The sequence below is a fragment of the Acinetobacter sp. ANC 4204 genome (genome assembly GCF_002135205.1).
Lineage (GTDB): Bacteria > Pseudomonadota > Gammaproteobacteria > Pseudomonadales > Moraxellaceae > Acinetobacter.
In genome coordinates, this window is record NZ_NEFZ01000004.1 from 92,126 (window position 1) to 107,861 (window position 15,736).

General features: G+C 41.2%; 15 protein-coding genes and 1 pseudogene. 1 reads left to right on the plus strand and 15 read right to left on the minus strand.

Going from position 1 to position 15,736, the window contains the following annotated elements; all coding sequences use genetic code 11:
* The 13 genes from B9T36_RS09585 to B9T36_RS09645 form a co-directional block, all read right to left on the minus strand.
* Positions 1-1,398, minus strand: a complete 1,398-nt coding sequence (locus tag B9T36_RS09585) for a hypothetical protein (RefSeq protein WP_139841357.1) — start codon at positions 1,396-1,398, stop codon at positions 1-3.
* Positions 1,391-3,949, minus strand: a complete 2,559-nt coding sequence (locus B9T36_RS09590) for a hypothetical protein (RefSeq protein WP_086209269.1) — start codon at positions 3,947-3,949, stop codon at positions 1,391-1,393. The genes B9T36_RS09585 and B9T36_RS09590 overlap by 8 nt, the downstream gene beginning before the upstream one ends.
* A 1-nt stretch (position 3,950) precedes the next feature.
* Entirely contained in the window at positions 3,951-4,529 is a 579-nt protein-coding gene (locus B9T36_RS09595; protein ID WP_086209270.1) for a hypothetical protein, read from the minus strand.
* A gap of 28 nt (positions 4,530-4,557) precedes the next feature.
* Positions 4,558-5,766, minus strand: a complete 1,209-nt coding sequence (locus B9T36_RS09600; RefSeq protein ID WP_086209271.1) for a hypothetical protein — start codon at positions 5,764-5,766, stop codon at positions 4,558-4,560.
* Positions 5,766-5,981, minus strand: coding sequence for a hypothetical protein (locus B9T36_RS09605; RefSeq protein ID WP_086209272.1), 216 nt, complete (start codon positions 5,979-5,981; stop codon positions 5,766-5,768). The genes B9T36_RS09600 and B9T36_RS09605 overlap by 1 nt, the downstream gene beginning before the upstream one ends.
* A gap of 47 nt (positions 5,982-6,028) precedes the next feature.
* Positions 6,029-7,114 carry a hypothetical protein gene (locus B9T36_RS09610; RefSeq protein WP_086209273.1) on the minus strand — a complete coding sequence of 362 codons (1,086 nt, stop codon included), beginning with the start codon at positions 7,112-7,114 and terminating at the stop codon, positions 6,029-6,031.
* Positions 7,115-7,135: 21 nt separating this feature from the next.
* Positions 7,136-7,543 carry a hypothetical protein gene (locus tag B9T36_RS09615; protein WP_086209274.1) on the minus strand — a complete coding sequence of 136 codons (408 nt, stop codon included), beginning with the start codon at positions 7,541-7,543 and terminating at the stop codon, positions 7,136-7,138.
* Entirely contained in the window at positions 7,536-7,721 is a 186-nt protein-coding gene (locus tag B9T36_RS09620; RefSeq protein ID WP_086209275.1) for a hypothetical protein, read from the minus strand. The genes B9T36_RS09615 and B9T36_RS09620 overlap by 8 nt, the downstream gene beginning before the upstream one ends.
* Before the next feature lie 92 nt (positions 7,722-7,813).
* Entirely contained in the window at positions 7,814-8,488 is a 675-nt protein-coding gene (locus B9T36_RS09625; protein ID WP_086209276.1) for a hypothetical protein, read from the minus strand.
* Positions 8,488-9,372 (minus strand): RyR domain-containing protein, encoded by an 885-nt coding sequence (locus B9T36_RS09630; RefSeq protein WP_086209277.1) that lies wholly within the window; start codon positions 9,370-9,372, stop codon positions 8,488-8,490. The genes B9T36_RS09625 and B9T36_RS09630 overlap by 1 nt, the downstream gene beginning before the upstream one ends.
* Before the next feature lie 83 nt (positions 9,373-9,455).
* Positions 9,456-9,932, minus strand: coding sequence for a hypothetical protein (locus tag B9T36_RS09635; protein WP_086209278.1), 477 nt, complete (start codon positions 9,930-9,932; stop codon positions 9,456-9,458).
* A 78-nt stretch (positions 9,933-10,010) separates the two neighbouring features.
* A complete protein-coding gene (locus B9T36_RS09640; RefSeq protein ID WP_086209279.1) occupies positions 10,011-11,300 on the minus strand; it encodes a DUF4043 family protein in 1,290 nt (429 codons plus the stop codon).
* A 21-nt stretch (positions 11,301-11,321) separates the two neighbouring features.
* Complete coding sequence (locus tag B9T36_RS09645) at positions 11,322-12,332, minus strand: hypothetical protein (protein ID WP_086209280.1); 1,011 nt, start codon at positions 12,330-12,332, stop codon at positions 11,322-11,324.
* 107 nt (positions 12,333-12,439) lie between these two features.
* Here B9T36_RS09645 and B9T36_RS09650 point away from each other — a divergent pair, with 107 nt between their 5' ends.
* Positions 12,440-12,664 (plus strand): hypothetical protein, encoded by a 225-nt coding sequence (locus B9T36_RS09650; RefSeq protein WP_228146994.1) that lies wholly within the window; start codon positions 12,440-12,442, stop codon positions 12,662-12,664.
* 332 nt (positions 12,665-12,996) lie between these two features.
* On the opposite strand, the pseudogene B9T36_RS19370 reads toward B9T36_RS09650, so the two are convergent.
* Together B9T36_RS19370 and B9T36_RS09660 are read right to left on the minus strand one after the other, a co-directional pair.
* Positions 12,997-13,368 (minus strand): annotated as a pseudogene (locus tag B9T36_RS19370) (Gp49 family protein); the annotation flags it as partial.
* Positions 13,369-13,431: 63 nt separating this feature from the next.
* Positions 13,432-15,735, minus strand: coding sequence for a hypothetical protein (locus tag B9T36_RS09660; RefSeq protein WP_086209282.1), 2,304 nt, complete (start codon positions 15,733-15,735; stop codon positions 13,432-13,434).
* Between the last annotated feature and the right edge of the window lies 1 nt (position 15,736).

Here is a 15,736-nt window from a genome sequence, read left to right on the forward strand (position 1 = left end):
TTAAACTCTCCGTTTTGTGGCAGCTACATCAATATTCAAGTCATTGATATAACCGTGCTCACCTGATATTTTGATTTCAAATTTAAAGTGACGACCACGCAAACCACGTCCAAACAAAACACGTCCGTTGGTCAGGTAGTCAGCTTTCTCAGTTGGAAGTACATAGTTGTAGGTTTGCTCACTACCACTTTGGGTTGTCGTTATGGCAACTTGCAACGCTTTGGAGTTTCCGAATAGTTCGTATTCAAGATAGGCAGCCAAAGGGTGAATCAATTGCCCTCGACCTAAATCAATCTTGCCTGTGGTCAATTTTCCTTCTACATGGTTACGAGCATTCAAACGATACAGGCCATCCTCTGCCACACCATATAAAACACCATCAACTACTGCTAAGTCGCTATAGTTAAAACCATCATAACGACTCATTGCCCAGTTATCCGCATTAGACGTCCACGCATAACCACTTAACGGCTGATTTAAAATCAGGTCATCAATAAAGAAATAATCATGAATAGTCTGATTTGCAATAAGACTTCCTTGGGTTACATCCCTGATGATCAGTTGATCAGTGATTTTTTGCGAAAAGACAATCTGTGACTGCAGCACATCTGAAATCGGCACTTGGTCAACGATCAACTCAGATATTCGTGTTTGCTCATTGGCAGCATCAACGACATATAAGTCGTCTTCGATATACTCTGAATATACGAATAAATTTTTATCTGCAATCTTCGCTTTATTTTCAACCAAAATTGATGCCTGGTTAAAACTAAAAACTTCACTTTTAATCTGAACTTGATCGCTGATGGTTGAGGATGACTGCTGATCTAATACGGCATCAATTGTGATCAATTGATCTTGAAATAAATGAGTCGTTACAGCGATTGTTGAAATAATATCTGTGATTTTTCGCTGTTCAGTAATGATCTGTGTACGCTGAATCAACTGTGTTACTTGACTATTAATTTGAATGGTATCGCTTATAAGCGCTATGGTTTTTTCGGTAAACTGCTCAGATATCGCTAAAGCATCAGTAATCAATACACTTATATTTTTATTAGCCTGAACCTTATCCTGAACATTAATGGTTTCTTTAACAAAATCGTTAGCAATCTTATATGACAATACGTCATCACTGATAACAGCCCCATCCTCCATTAATTGTGAAAAATGAATGATCGCGTTATCAACAATCAATACAGCATCATCTTCAACTAATTGTAAAAGTACGTTTGTAGAATCATCAGCAATCTTTGCGCTATCAGCCACAATAAGTGAAATAATCGCTTTGGATGTATCTGCAATCATTGCAGAATCTACGGTTACACCAATCGCAAGATCTAAAACAGAGTTCGACGCCACCATTATTTCATGGGAGTCATCCCGATAATTACTCATTGATAACTCCGATAAAATGTTGAGCCGTTGTGCTGTCAGAAAAGATTGTTGATCCCCAAGATTGGCGATCGTCAGCGGTTGTGCTTAAACCAATGTTCGCATATTGCTGTGTACCAAAAACAACCTTACAGCCATCTAAATATGCATCGGTAGAAAAGTAACTGTTTCTATTGGTTGTATCTGCAATGAGTAAGGCATCACTTAACGGAGTACCGTATAAAGTTGCTGCCTTTAATGATGTTGTTTGAGGCTCATCATAAGTAAGTACTGCTGTTCCATAAGGTGGTTTAGTCACAAGATTTGTTGTATCGAACTTTGATCCAACGGATTGCCAAGAGGGTTTGTCTAGAATAGTTCCAATAATTGAAGGATTATAAATAGACATATCAACTTCTTCAGTGATTCGCCAATCATTTGCCGCAACCATTCTCATGCCATAGTAATAGCGCTGGTGGTCTGTTTGGTCATTTGTCCAGTAACATGATGTCTCAAGTGGTTTAAATTCTTCTGTAGCAATTAAACAATTGTTACGACTGAAGTATGGAATAATTAATGAAATATCCAAGCAACGACGTGATGTTAGTTTGAATGTATATTTTTGTTGCCACATTTCATTCTTATAGATGTAGCCACTGACGAAATACACCCCACTCGTACCCGTATGGGTTCCGTCATAAGTTTTCGTATATTTATAAAGATAAGTATCATCTCTTAAATCTAAATCAGTGGTATAAAAATATCCTTGAGCAGTAGATGGTGCACTGGTAATTGCTCGCTCAAATGTTCCTGTTATCATTGTGGATTTAAGCCCATCTAACGTATCTTTCTTATATGCATCCCAATCGAGAAAGTACTTAACAACTTTTAAATCGTCTCCAATGAAATACCCAAATACTATAGTGTCACAGCTTTGTGGATCTTGATTGATTGAGGTAAATGAGAATTCATCAAATGAATAATCTGCAGATGGATTTGGAAAGCGCAGAATAGGTGGGGAATTGGTTTTATTTACTCCTTTTAAATTATCCATTAAATATTGAATCAGTGTTTTAGAATTATTATTTGATTCAGAAGCTTTTTCTTCTGCCAGAACAATTGATGAGTTCTCACCTTCTGTTTGATAAGAACTATTATAATAAAGATACCCTTCACCAGCACTGATTAAACTCGCTGTATGATTGGAGATTGGTGCCAACTCTAAACTGTCCCAATAATCCACCTCACTGCTATTGACAGCACTTGTGGATGCTCTTTCGATTACGATATCCAGCGATCGACGAAGTTTATATTTAATTGCAAGGGATTTTGTGGCGTCATCTAATAGTGGAATAAGCTGAGATAAATAAGAAGAGACCGCTTCTACACTTTCACTAGGAACTGAAACTTTATTGATCCAACCTCGGGTGTATTCAGAAGTTTGTAGGCTAATATCAAGACGATATGCATAACCAACTTTGTAACCATTTTCTACGTTATAGCAAGTATTAAAGCCTATCGAGCCTTTTGAATTAAATGACCATCCGCACGACTCACTGTATGCATTTTTTTCATAGAATTCATCCATTTCGCACAACTTTATAATAACACCAGCTCTAACCCATGCTTCAAACTCATCATCATCTATTGGAAAAGATTCTCCACTTGGCAATGCTCCAAAACGATCCAAAACTGCCAATAACTCTGTATCACCCTTATTGTTTATATGGCTTCTAAACTGATCTGTAGCTGTTGCTGGCACAATCGGCAACGGCATTGCATGCACTCCTTGACTAGAAACACGTATAAGCCAAGGGAAATTATCTGTATCAAAACCTACAGCGTGTGTTTGAGAAAATTTATAGTCATATTGAAATTGTCCATCTTCATTAGGTTTACCTGTGTATCCAGGCAAACCTACGCCCATTAATTTTTTATTGATGTCTTTGGCTAAGGTTTCAGGCAAAGTAAATTGAATTGTTTCATACTCACTTTGGTCAGCCCCACTTCCAGACTCATCATCTGTTTTCGGCTGTTTGCCATAGCCCCCAACAATTTGCATGACCTCTGCCATTGCCCCACTGTACCAAGTAGGACGTTGCAATTGGTATTGTGTTGAAGCTCTTTCGAATTCAGGGACGACTTCTGTATTTACGCTAATATTAAAGCGTTTCAAGCTGATATCTTGCTCGGGTAGCTCAGCATCTTCACTATAACCAACTAACCGTTGTTGTGTTAATGAACTAATTTTTAGTGCTAGTGCTTCTTCGCTTGAAATAGCATCACTACTGATACCACCACAAAACAACATTGGTATTTCTAATTGTTCAATGTCCTCTGCCGCTTCGGTAGTTGTTGGGCTTTTATCAATGATTACCCGAAATATTCCGCCCATATATTGCACGATAAATATCCCACCATCAGGCAGGTCATAACACATGCGCAGACTCTCTAGATTAGAAGTTTCTTTAAAATTTAAAAAGTTGCGAACCACGGCATCAACATAAGTTCTGTCTTTTGCAGTGAGTTCGCCACCACCCTTAATCGAGAGACCATGAGGTCTAGGGCTATGCATATTAAACCGTGAGACTTAAACGATAACCCACTTGATATACATCGCCAGTTTGGAAGGTACGTGTCGCAGAAAATTTAGTTGCCGAAATTAAGACACCAGACGTTCCTCCACGTGTACTATTGGTCAGCAATGCTGCACCCGTAACATTGAGCGTAGATGTTGTTGCAATCGTTAATGATGCTGTTGCACTCATGTTATCAATTGACCCTGTGGTGGTATTCGCTGGTGTCCATTCAGGACGCGTGGCATTTGTGTACCCTTCAGTGGTGCTTACAATTTCGGATGCAACAGAAGCAAAGTTGGCTGCTGTCCAGTTAGCTGCTGGGGCAGTTGCCCCACTAAATAAGGCAAGGTAATATCCGGATGCCTTAGCTGTACTACCTAAAGCAGTATTCAAAATATGAGCTAGACCTTCTGTAACTACAAGGTTTGGAGTGCGCTCCCATTCACCATCATTGATTCGATCAAAGTACTCCCCCTTCACCATGATCCCTTGTCGTGGCAAATACAAACCTTCTTCCGTCAAATCAAACAGTTCATTATGTAGGCTTTGCTGAATTTCTTTGCGTAAAGCTTTCATTTTTACAACCCAAGTAATAAATATTCCCTTAGGTTACTGCGGTAATAATCCTACGCCCTAGCCTTACAGACCTGCTAAGTTTTGCGCTAATTCCTTGAAGCTTGCCAGCTTGGTACTGGATGATTTGCCCTGTAGCTGTACCCAAGACATATCCATTTTCTGCCAGCCATAAAGCCACATTAGAGTTTTGGGAAACATCATCTCCAACCAAATCAGCATCTACCAAAATACAGCTATCATAAATTGGGGCTTGAGTTGATTTACGGGTATAGCTCATATCCTTTGGCTGAGCCCCAGTTAAAAAGGCAACATGGTCAGTCTGCCCAACCCAAATGCCACCATCAACAGGCTGAATAAAGGTAATCCGCTGTGGCATCATCATATAGCCATGGCGTTCATCATAAAGATGATATGCCATTGGCTCAGAAAATTTAATTACATTACGCTCCGCGGTAATCAAACGACCATTCCAGTATTTCATGAATTTTCCACTTGGCATTGGTGATAAATGCTGAAACTCTGCAAGTTTTCCTAATCGGCTAATCTCGTGGATAGACACCTGATTGGTTGATACAGGGTAAGTGCCAAACTTGTATAACTCACCGCCATTACGCTGTGTCACATAGATAGCAACGTCTGTCACGGTATCATCAATGCAAAATGGTAAAGCAACATTAATGCTTAAGTCATTGATCTGGTCATAATTACTCTGCCCAGCTAATTCGACATGAGAAATTGCCGATACTGCCGATTCAACACCATTACGAAGCCATGAAATGGCCACACCGTATTGGCCTGTTTTGAGTGTACCATTGCCATCCTGCTGTAATAACGGCGAAGCTGGTGTGTCAATGGTTAAAGGGCTAACCGCAAAACCATTATAAGAAAATAGTCCTCTTGAGCCGTTGATATAAACCAAATTATTGATCACTTCAAATCGAACATTCTGTCCAACAAATGTTAGATTCTCAAAGGTCCATGTCTGCGTATTCACTTTCACTAGCTCACCATCTAGCGTTGCAAATACATCATGATGCAATGGGCTTTGCCACAAATTCTCATAATTTAACGATGTAACCAATTCCCCAGCTGGGCGCAAATTCACTTTACCCGACGATGAGATATCAACATTCAAGGCATCACGAACAAATAAGAATGGCGCATCACCCCCACGCTTGAGCTCATCATCATCCTGAACATTGTTTATTCCAGCCAGCGGAAGTAGACGTTCTGTCATCACCATGCCCCTTTACGAAATTGATCTGAGTTTCCATCAGGGCGAATATAGTGGACTTTATTTTTAATATCAGGGATTCCTGCCTTCCAAGCATCTAACCCTACAACTGAAACTATTGAAGCCGTAGCTTCTTGGCTTTCAAAGCTGAAGTTAATTGGGCTCTCACTTGTTAGACCTTTTGTCGTTGTTGATTTAAACGCAAATGTAAATTCCATAATACTCGCCATAAAATGAATAGACTTTCACCAGTTTTAGAGAGGTTTTATGCACTTACAGCAGCTAGGCAGAAACTAATAATCCCTGTTGATTCATCAATGCTGACTGTTGGGGTTCCCGACAATGTTATGCTTTCTACACTAAATGCCTTATCAGGTATTAGGCGTACACGCTTATCTGTCGTACTGATGCTTGTAATGACCAAACCAATCGCGGCTTCACCTGTAATTCCAAGAGTATCCTGATTGGGTTCAAGATAACCTTCCATATAGTTGTAACCTTCTACAGCTGCCATTGCGGGACCAATACTTTCATCATAAAGAATCCCATCAATTTCAACTTGCCATAAGATGTCACTCTCATCAGTTGCCACATAAGGCAAATCAGGGAAAATTGTGAGTGATGATGTTGCGCCATCGCAACTAATTGTATTTCCTTCTTCCCCTTCAACAGTAGTGTCATAATACAAACAAGCATTGAAACTACCATCATTATTTTTACTGATTGTTGGGTTCTGCATCCAATCTACTGGAGGATATATATTAAATTCCAGTTCACTATCAACGACAGTAAGATTGCTCACACGATATTCAATAAGTTCGGATATTAAAAATAGCTCAATCACTCCATCATATTCACTCGATACTGGGTTGTCTGTCTGATCCCATATAGAAAAACCTAGCACCGCACTGATTGTGGATGTTATGTCATTATTGTCAACATTATAAAAAGTTGAACTCGTTGAATCGAAACGAATAAATGCATCTGTAAAATCACCACCATTGAGTGTGAAAGTAATCTCAATTCCAGTCGGAACGGTTTGATTAGGAATGTAAATATCTAACCAAGAGACAGCACCATCACAACTAATCACCACGATTTCAGGTGTGTCCACAAGGGTAATTCGGTCATATACAAGCCCTTCAAAATCAGGAACTTCATCATTATCAAGACAAACAATAAAAACCAAATCATCCACTTGGCCTGTATGTGTCATGGTATAACTACCTGTCTCATCTGTGACAGCACTTCCCAGCAATGAGCCATCACTTCTTAGAAACATGAAAACTTTACAATTAGCAGAAGGTTGACCTTCTGGATCCCCCACATAACCCTGAACATCTATTCCCATTTCAATTCACCCTATTCCAAATTAAACACGGAAGATACGATTGTCATCGTCACCCCAAGCAATCACCATGTCTCCACCATTTGGTGTAATAGGTAGCCCAGTTGCCATGTCAATACACATAATCAATGGGCTAGTGGCTTCCTCACCTGTATCCTTGTAGATCACCACAGCTTCAATGGACTCACCCGTTACACTGGTAAATGTCACATCATCAGCATCAGCTGCACCACTTGTTGTGGTCTTGTTGATTAAAAGCTCTGGTCCGGCTACACGCGCAGCGGATGGAATATCAGATAGATATTGGTCCGTTGATGTATCCAACGTATATTCACCTGCATCAATCAAAATGCATTTAATCGTATCAGTCAGCCAATTAATCTCCCCCTCTAAAAAGAGTTGACGTGCTGAATCATAGAGAATGTTAGCCATGCACTTGTGCCTCCAAAATTAAAGAAGCACATTTATTATGCTCAAGAGAAATATTGATTATTTGAGGTGCTGTAATTTCCAATCTTGATGACTTTCCTGATTTCGCAATCAAACGAATCTGAGAATCACCAATATTTAGAACGTCACCCTGACGAATATCGAGAGTTAATTTGCCCATCTTTGCGCATGATTAAATAAATGAAGAAGCTTTATTATGAAAAAAACCCCTGCAAAACATGAGCCTTACAGGGGTGCATTAGACAAGCAAATTTATGGCATAAAAGGAACTACAGCATGAGGTATATCCTCGCGTGTAATTCGACGTAAATCACTATCAGGACGAATACCGAAATAGTCTGTAAATACCTGTTCTGCTTGCGCAGATCGGTTCGAATCAAAGAACTCCGCATCAGGCACATTAAATGCCTGATGCAATGCCCACTGAATCAAATGGACGTGATGAATCGAGTTTATTTCAGGAATATCTGTATCATTCTTAAGAGCTGACAATGGAACACGATAACCCTCTAGTTGTACTTCACCATCAATTGAGGGGATGGGTACAAGGCGAATACCCGTGTCGTCCTGAATAGCAAATTGAGGCACCCCCTTCATCAACTTCCAGTTGTCGCATTTATAACGCTGGTCCATATTTTCAGCCGACATTAATGCCAAATAATGACCTCGAGTACCATCACCAGGCTCAAACCAAATACGACTTAATTCATACAGTGATTCATGTAAGGCATAGTTGGCCATTCCTATGGTTAAAGTAATCTTACATACTTCATCATTTTGTGATTCATGTAGTAAACGACCCCTAACGCACGCCTCACATACAGCATCATTCAACCAGTCAATGACACTGGCATCATCAATAAAATATGGCTCTACTTTATCGTTGGCCAGTGTACGAAAACGGCTAATCAGGTCGCTTAATTGCATTACACCACCCCAAATCGCTTGATTAAATCAACCACTTGGTTCTGCAAAGTTTTTACACTACTTCGCCCGTCTAGCTCTTGGTCATACTTGTTTTTAGCGTAATCAATTAAACTCTTTTTATCACTGATACGCTCAACAGTATCAATCTCATCTAATTCAATTGTTTCCTTTTCATTATCCTTATCTTGTTGTTTCTTCGCCTCATCCAAGATCGTAGAAGTATCATCCGTCTGTTGAGCATCTTGCTCAGATGAATCAAATACTTGTTGTTCATAACGCTGAAACTCAGGATGTTTGAGCAAATTCCCAGCAATATTACTTGGGACATGACGAACTTGCCCTTTCGTAAATGTAAGATTGGAGCCATATAAGAGGTCAATAAATTGATCTTTACGTCCTATATATTGGATCGCAATACCACTCGAACCTAAAGAAGTTGCAGATAGCGTTACAGGCGTTTGTGCATTCAGTGCATTCGTTTGGATTTTTTCTCGCAGATTTTTAACCTCATCTGCCAAAGCTAAATACTCCCCTACGTCAGGAAGATCCTTCATTAAATGTACTGTAGCACGGAATAAATAGTCTTTGGCTTTCTGTTCAGGCGGTAATTCATCATAAGGCAAGAAACAAGGATGCTCTTTTTTATCGGCATCTTTGACTTCGCCATAAACCCAACCTTCTGCCTCTTTCTGTGCATACCATGATTCATGGGATTGCTCAGGGGTGGCATCAGGATTGGCTATATGCATTTCAACACCAGCTACAGCACTATTTTTTTGCCAATCTGGTGCATCATCCCATGTAGGCTGACTATCATCACCCAAAGACTGACAATACGCAGCATTAATCGAATGGCACAGCATGGCGATTGCTAAAGTTTTCATCTCATTTTCCTTTTCATTTATCTTGAAAAAAAAGGCGATGTAAGCACAGCTACTCACACCGCCAAAGGCTCAACCAACCAAAATTAACGAGGGCCTTTTAATTCACCACTCACCATAATTTGGATCTCTGATGCTTTCGCATTTGCTGCACCTGAAATCGTTAAGATTAAGCGTGCTGGCTTAGGTAAGGTGAATAGCTTCGAACCATTTGCACGTACACGACCCGCTGTAGCCAAATCGCCATCATTCACAAAATATGATGAATTTTGAGGAGCATCATCAACATCAATACCATCATCGTATTGAAAACCTAAGTCACCTTTAATTGCTTCGGTCATACCTGTTGAAACAATGATCTGAGCATCTTGCAGATTCATCCCTTCAGGTAATTCACCCAAGTCAATAACATCACCTACGGCAATTGCGGCTGTTGAATCTGAGTCAATCACTGCACCTGTTGCATTCGTCTGTAATGAATACACCAAACTCGTTACATTGCCGTAAGGAGTGAAACCACCAAATTGACGGTCACGTGCCGTCTTGCGTTTAATCGTTGCCATAACTGCAAACTCCATTCATTCAAAGATTAAGAGGGTTTGCCCGTAGTGAAGATCACAACGGGCAGCACCTGTTTACACTTACAAACCACGACCAAAGATTGGAACAGCGGTATCCACCACAGTTACACCGTAGTCCGTGAATTCCTGACGCTCACCCGTGTTCACATCAAAACGAATCTTAGACACACCACGGATCGCACCAATGAGCAGTTCCCATTTATCACCATGGTCTAAATCTTTCTCAGACCAGAAGAACGGCGCACCTGAGTGCTCAGATGAAGCCATAGCTTCAGCAATCGCCTGACCACCCAAAATGATTGAACGATCGACAGCGAATTTTTCACCGAAGCTTGCTGGCACAATTGCACTTGACTCAACTTCCGAGTTATATGCAGCGCAATATTTGATATTGTCTCCGGCATAGAAACGAATCGGGCGCGGCATTTTGCGGATGATAAAGTTATTCCAGATACCCACATCACCCGTAAATAATGGATGTTGCTTTGCTTGGCTAGCACGAGCCCATGCAGCTGATTGGAATGAACGGAAACCTGGTTGTGCTGCAAATTTGTTGTATTGATCAGGTGATACCAACCACACGCGAAGTGGAGAGTCATCCGCGTTAGAATCACCTTCAAACTTACAAATTGGTGGCGGTAAGGCAATGGTATCCAATACAGATTTCATTGAGTCCACGGTGTCCATCGTAAATAGATCACCTGTTTCCAGTTCAACTTCATCAGCGGTTTGTTTAAATAACTGAACACCTGAACCATCAACAAGGAAGTGACGGTTTTTAGTTGGTGCTTTAACGTTGTTCACCATAATTTCTTTGAAATCTTCATGGTTTTCCGTAGGAATAGCCCACTCAATATTGTTATGAAAACCACGTGCACCAGCCATGTGGACTAAAAGAGACTGATCGCAGTAACGATCCATTAAGCTTTGAGCCACTGGACGACCCAGTTTGCGTAAATCCGCAGGACTACGGATTTGTGACATCACATTACCCAAGTCAACAGGGAAACGTGCTTGATTCACACGCAAGCGGTCTTCATTCAAAGACATCCCTACGCCACGACCTTCCGCATGTGCACTACCCATAATCGGATAAGCACCAACAGGGTTAAGTAAATGGAATGTGACCTCATCCCCGCGACCTTTACCTAAGTCTTGTACACGTACAATCGGCATGTGTTGGGTAGTCTGTTTACGTAGTGTTGCATCAGCGCCAGCTTCACCTTTAGGCATTTTCCCTGCTAAAAGGTTCAAGGTGCTGTTTCGTTGCATGTGTGTAGCGAACAAGCCAACGGCCTGAGTCACCATATTTGTTTTTGCACCATAAGCGGCATTGGTTTTATTCGTCATGTCGACTCTCCACAATTTAAATTACACACGGCGATTCAGGTATTGCTCACGCTGTTCTTCTGTCCATGTCGACATTTCTTCGATCATTTGCGCAGGTGTCATATTGGCAATGCGTTCATCACGAGAAACACCAGCAGGAGAACCAGCGGGTAAATCTGAAAGGCTGTGAGGTACTTGTGTTTGAGCGTTTTTTACAGCTTGCTGCGCTGCTGCTTTCACCGCATCAGGTTCGGCAGCTTGTTGAGTTGATTGATTTTCTGACTTATACAACCCTAAAAGCTCGACAACTTGTGAGGCTGTTCCACCATTTAAGACTGTTTCGTAAGCACCTTTAGTAATACCCGGTTGTGCGTTCATCCAATCAGTGAACTCTTTAGATTCAACAATTGACTCTGCATCGGGATGTGCCGTAAAGATCTCGGTAAAGTGTGCTTGTTCTGCACTAAGTGCTTGTTGCTGTTGTAATGGTGCTAAAGCGTCTTTTAAGCGCTGGTCGACCATTGCTGCAACACGCATATCTACAACTTTCTGAATACCTGCAGCTAATTCTTTCTCACTAAAATCACCAAAGACAGCAGGATCTACACCCTGTTCAATGGCTTGTTGTGCAATGGCTGCTTGATTATCTTGAGTTGTAGGTGCTTGACCGTTCTCGATACGTTGTTGTGCATCTGCTTGAAGCTTTGCAAGTTCACTCTGTGCATCTTCAAACTTTAGCTTCCACTCTTGTTCACCCTTGCGCGCATCTGCAAGTCGTTCAAATGGAATCGTGTGCTTACCATCTTTTGCCAAAACCACAGCATTATCAGCATTTAGCTGACTTTCATCAGGTTGCTGCTGTGCTTGCGGTTCCGCATTTGGTGTATTGGCTTGTTCCTGTTCTTGGGTAGTTATTGGCTGACTACCTTCTTCCGCAGGGTTAGGTGCGGTATCGCCATGAAGCTCTTGATCTATCAATTGAGCTGCAAGTTCAGGTGTTAGTTTTCCACCATTTTCATCAATCAACTGTTGTTGTTGCTCTGTAATATCCATGTCTTTCCTATCACTTATCGCTGTGACCGCTAAGGCGAATGGCTAGAGTTACTAGCGTTTAGCTGCTGATTGCTCAACATGAGGAAAGTTTCAGGGATTTGGATATAATGGCGTTAGCCTTACAGGGGGTAGGATTAATGGCAGAATATTGTGCTCAATGCGCCAAGCAATATGGAATGATTAATGGGTTTTTCAATGAATGTAAACCTAACTATCTAGCAAATGTTATTTGTGAAGGTTGTGGTTTAATTCAGGTGAATCACAAAGGTGAATGTGTGAGCCATGATTGCGATAATAGAAATCATGCCGTTGAATGGAAAATCAAGAAATAAAAAACCAGCATATTGATGCTGGTTTAAAAGTCTATTCGATAAATTTAAATCAACTCATCTAACAATGCAGTCATTTTTGCTTCAGCTTTTTTGCGTAACGCACTATTGATATTTGGTGTATTCAATAATTGAGTGAGCAAGTATGCATTTTCACGATTATCTAACAGCTTAGAACGATGAATGCATCCACCAACACTACCATCAGAACGTGCTGGATCATCACCAGTGACATCAATTGGTTTAACATCATTGCTATATTTGATTTCAAGTTCAGGTAATTCAGAAACTACTGGACTATCCTTCAATTTCTCAATATCTACACCTTGGCTAGTAAAATGTTCTTCAATTTTAATTTGATGGCTCAATTTTTCTTTCAACAAATACCCTTCTAACTGCCAAATCTTTTCACGTGCATTTTTGAATGCAATTTCTTGCCCAATAGCTTCATCAAAATTTTCAGGACTTGCACACGCCGATTCACCTGTGACAGTAAATCCATTTTCAAGAACGATGGTACAGAAAGTAAGGCATCGTAAATTTTGATATGCACCTTCATCTATTGCTGTTTCTGGATTAATACCTTGTAACGGATTCGAGAAATAAATGCCTTTGATTTTTGCATCAATATCCTGTGGTGAAAGGCGTGGCGCATTTAATCCTTTAGCTTGAATTTCTTGCTCAATTTGCTGTTCAGTATTTGACATGAACATAACCCTCAATAAAAAGACAGCCGATTCGACTGCCTTAGTATCTGTGAACAATGAAAATTACTCTTGCCTTACAAGGGGCATGTTGTCATTGGTTCGTAGAGTCTCAATCCCCTGCATTCCTGTTGAACCTTGCTGTGGTACTGGTGGGTTCATTGGACTGGTATTCTGCTGTATCTCTGCCAGTCCTTCACTTCCTAACTGCGCCCCTTCACCTTCTAAATACGGTGAACGCACGTCACGTGCTGCGGTCTGCTCAGCTGTCGGGAAGTTGGGATCATCACCGATTGGATTAGGGCGCTGATAACCAGCACCCTTCATCACCTCATCTGCAATTGGTGCGATTTGTGGTATTTGAGCAACCTGCGCACCTGCTTGCATTGCTGAATAAGCAGCTTGAACACCAATTTGTACTGAACGTGCATCAATTTCACGAATTTCACTGCCAGCTTTACGCTCCTTGAGTTCAAGCTCACGGCGTTTAAGGTCAATACCAGCATCAGCAAGTGCTCTTTCAACAGCTTCTTTGATTTGTTGCTCGACTTGTTCAGGAGTTGGAGCCTGTGTAGCTTGGCGAATAGACTCAATAATGTCTTTCTTGAATGGAATGTCGGTCAATGCCATCACATATGGTAATACTGCAGTTTGAATCTCGGCAGATAATGACTTAGTAATCTCAGACAATGCGTTTAATTGCTGCTCACGGAATGTTGTAGAACTTGGAACATCATCAAGTACCACTTTTAAACGAATCCGCTGTATGTCATTGGATACGTAAGGGTAACCCAGTTCATCTACTTCTGGCTTGTTGATTACAACTGTACGGTCTTCACGTACTGCATCACCTTCAATAACTACAGTTTGCTCACGGCTACCCATATCTTCAACAATCATCGAGAGAAGCATCTCACCGATTAAGGTGCGTGCTTCTCTAAAGTTATCCATGATCTTCATCAAAGTTTGATTTGATTGTTCAATCTGCAATTGTTCCTGCTTACCAGACGTCGCATTGCCCTGCTTACCCTGAAAACCACTGGTGATATTACTCACACGCTCAATAGCAGCACGATTGTCATTGATCAACTGGAAGTGTTGCTGTGATAACTCAAAGTCGCGCTTCACTTCAAAGCGTGCACCAGCTTTAGCCATATGGTTGGCATTAAGCACAATGTCAGCATCGGGACGTGCAACTTGACGGCGTAACTGCTCGTCAGTCATATCAACCGCACCTTTGGTCCTTTCAACACGTGTGACACTCATGCCCCAACGTAGTTTAGAGATACCAGAATTAATACTATCTTGGCTGAACTTCATCCGACGTACAAAACCATAAGGGATATTGGTATTGTCCTCACGCGCTCCCCAAAATGGCACATAGGGGAAATAATGATGTGAGTAAGGTGTAGGACCATCAAATAGCACATGAGGTCCTAACCAATAAGAGCGTCGAATCTTAGAGATGTTGGCCAGCTCTACATGGGCTAAACCTTGATAAATCGCAATATCATGATTCATATTTGACGAATCATACTCAACCACACGGCCATCACCGAACTTCAATACAGGTACACGCACCCAACGGCGGTACCAAACCTCAGCAACATTGATTTCTTTTGATGTGGTGTTATACCAATGCTGTTCACTAATCGTGTATGAACGTGCATCTAACCATGCATTTTTAAGGCCTGTGCTTTCACCACCATCCATCACACCCGCTTCTTGCCACCATGAAGCACCATAACGCCCAACAGTTTGAATCAGCTCTGCATGTTGGGGAAACGCTTGAATCAATCGCTTTGGATGAATCCAACGGGTACGGCGCAACCAACGTGCATCGCTCAAATCATTTTCCGCTGCTTTCATGTCCCAATGAATTTCGTTGCGGTGTACTTTTACGCAACGATACGGGTATTTAAACGGATCTTGCTCACGCTTAACTTCAACCCAACCAATACCACAACCAATTTGCGGTCGAAATGCATCACTACATGCTTTATCAGCCTTAGATAAACGTTCTGCTTGATTCAATTTGAAGTTTAATGCATCTGCAACATCATCACTTCCAGTATCACCATTGGCTTTAACACGCCAATCTGTACGTGTCTGTAATTCAAACCCTTCGACAGATTGCAATGCAGGGCCTATCATATCTTCGACAGCAGGAGGAATACCGATCTGCTTCATACGATTAAGCAACTCAGACTCAAGCTGGTTACCATCCGCATAATCCATTTCCTTATCAGCAATATTCCGCCAATAAGGTTGCTCCTCGATTTCGTACATGATTTCTGTCAGTTCATCAAGTGTCAAAGCATCATCATCTAGATTAGCTTGCTCAATCTCTGCAGTTTCTTGATCAAACATT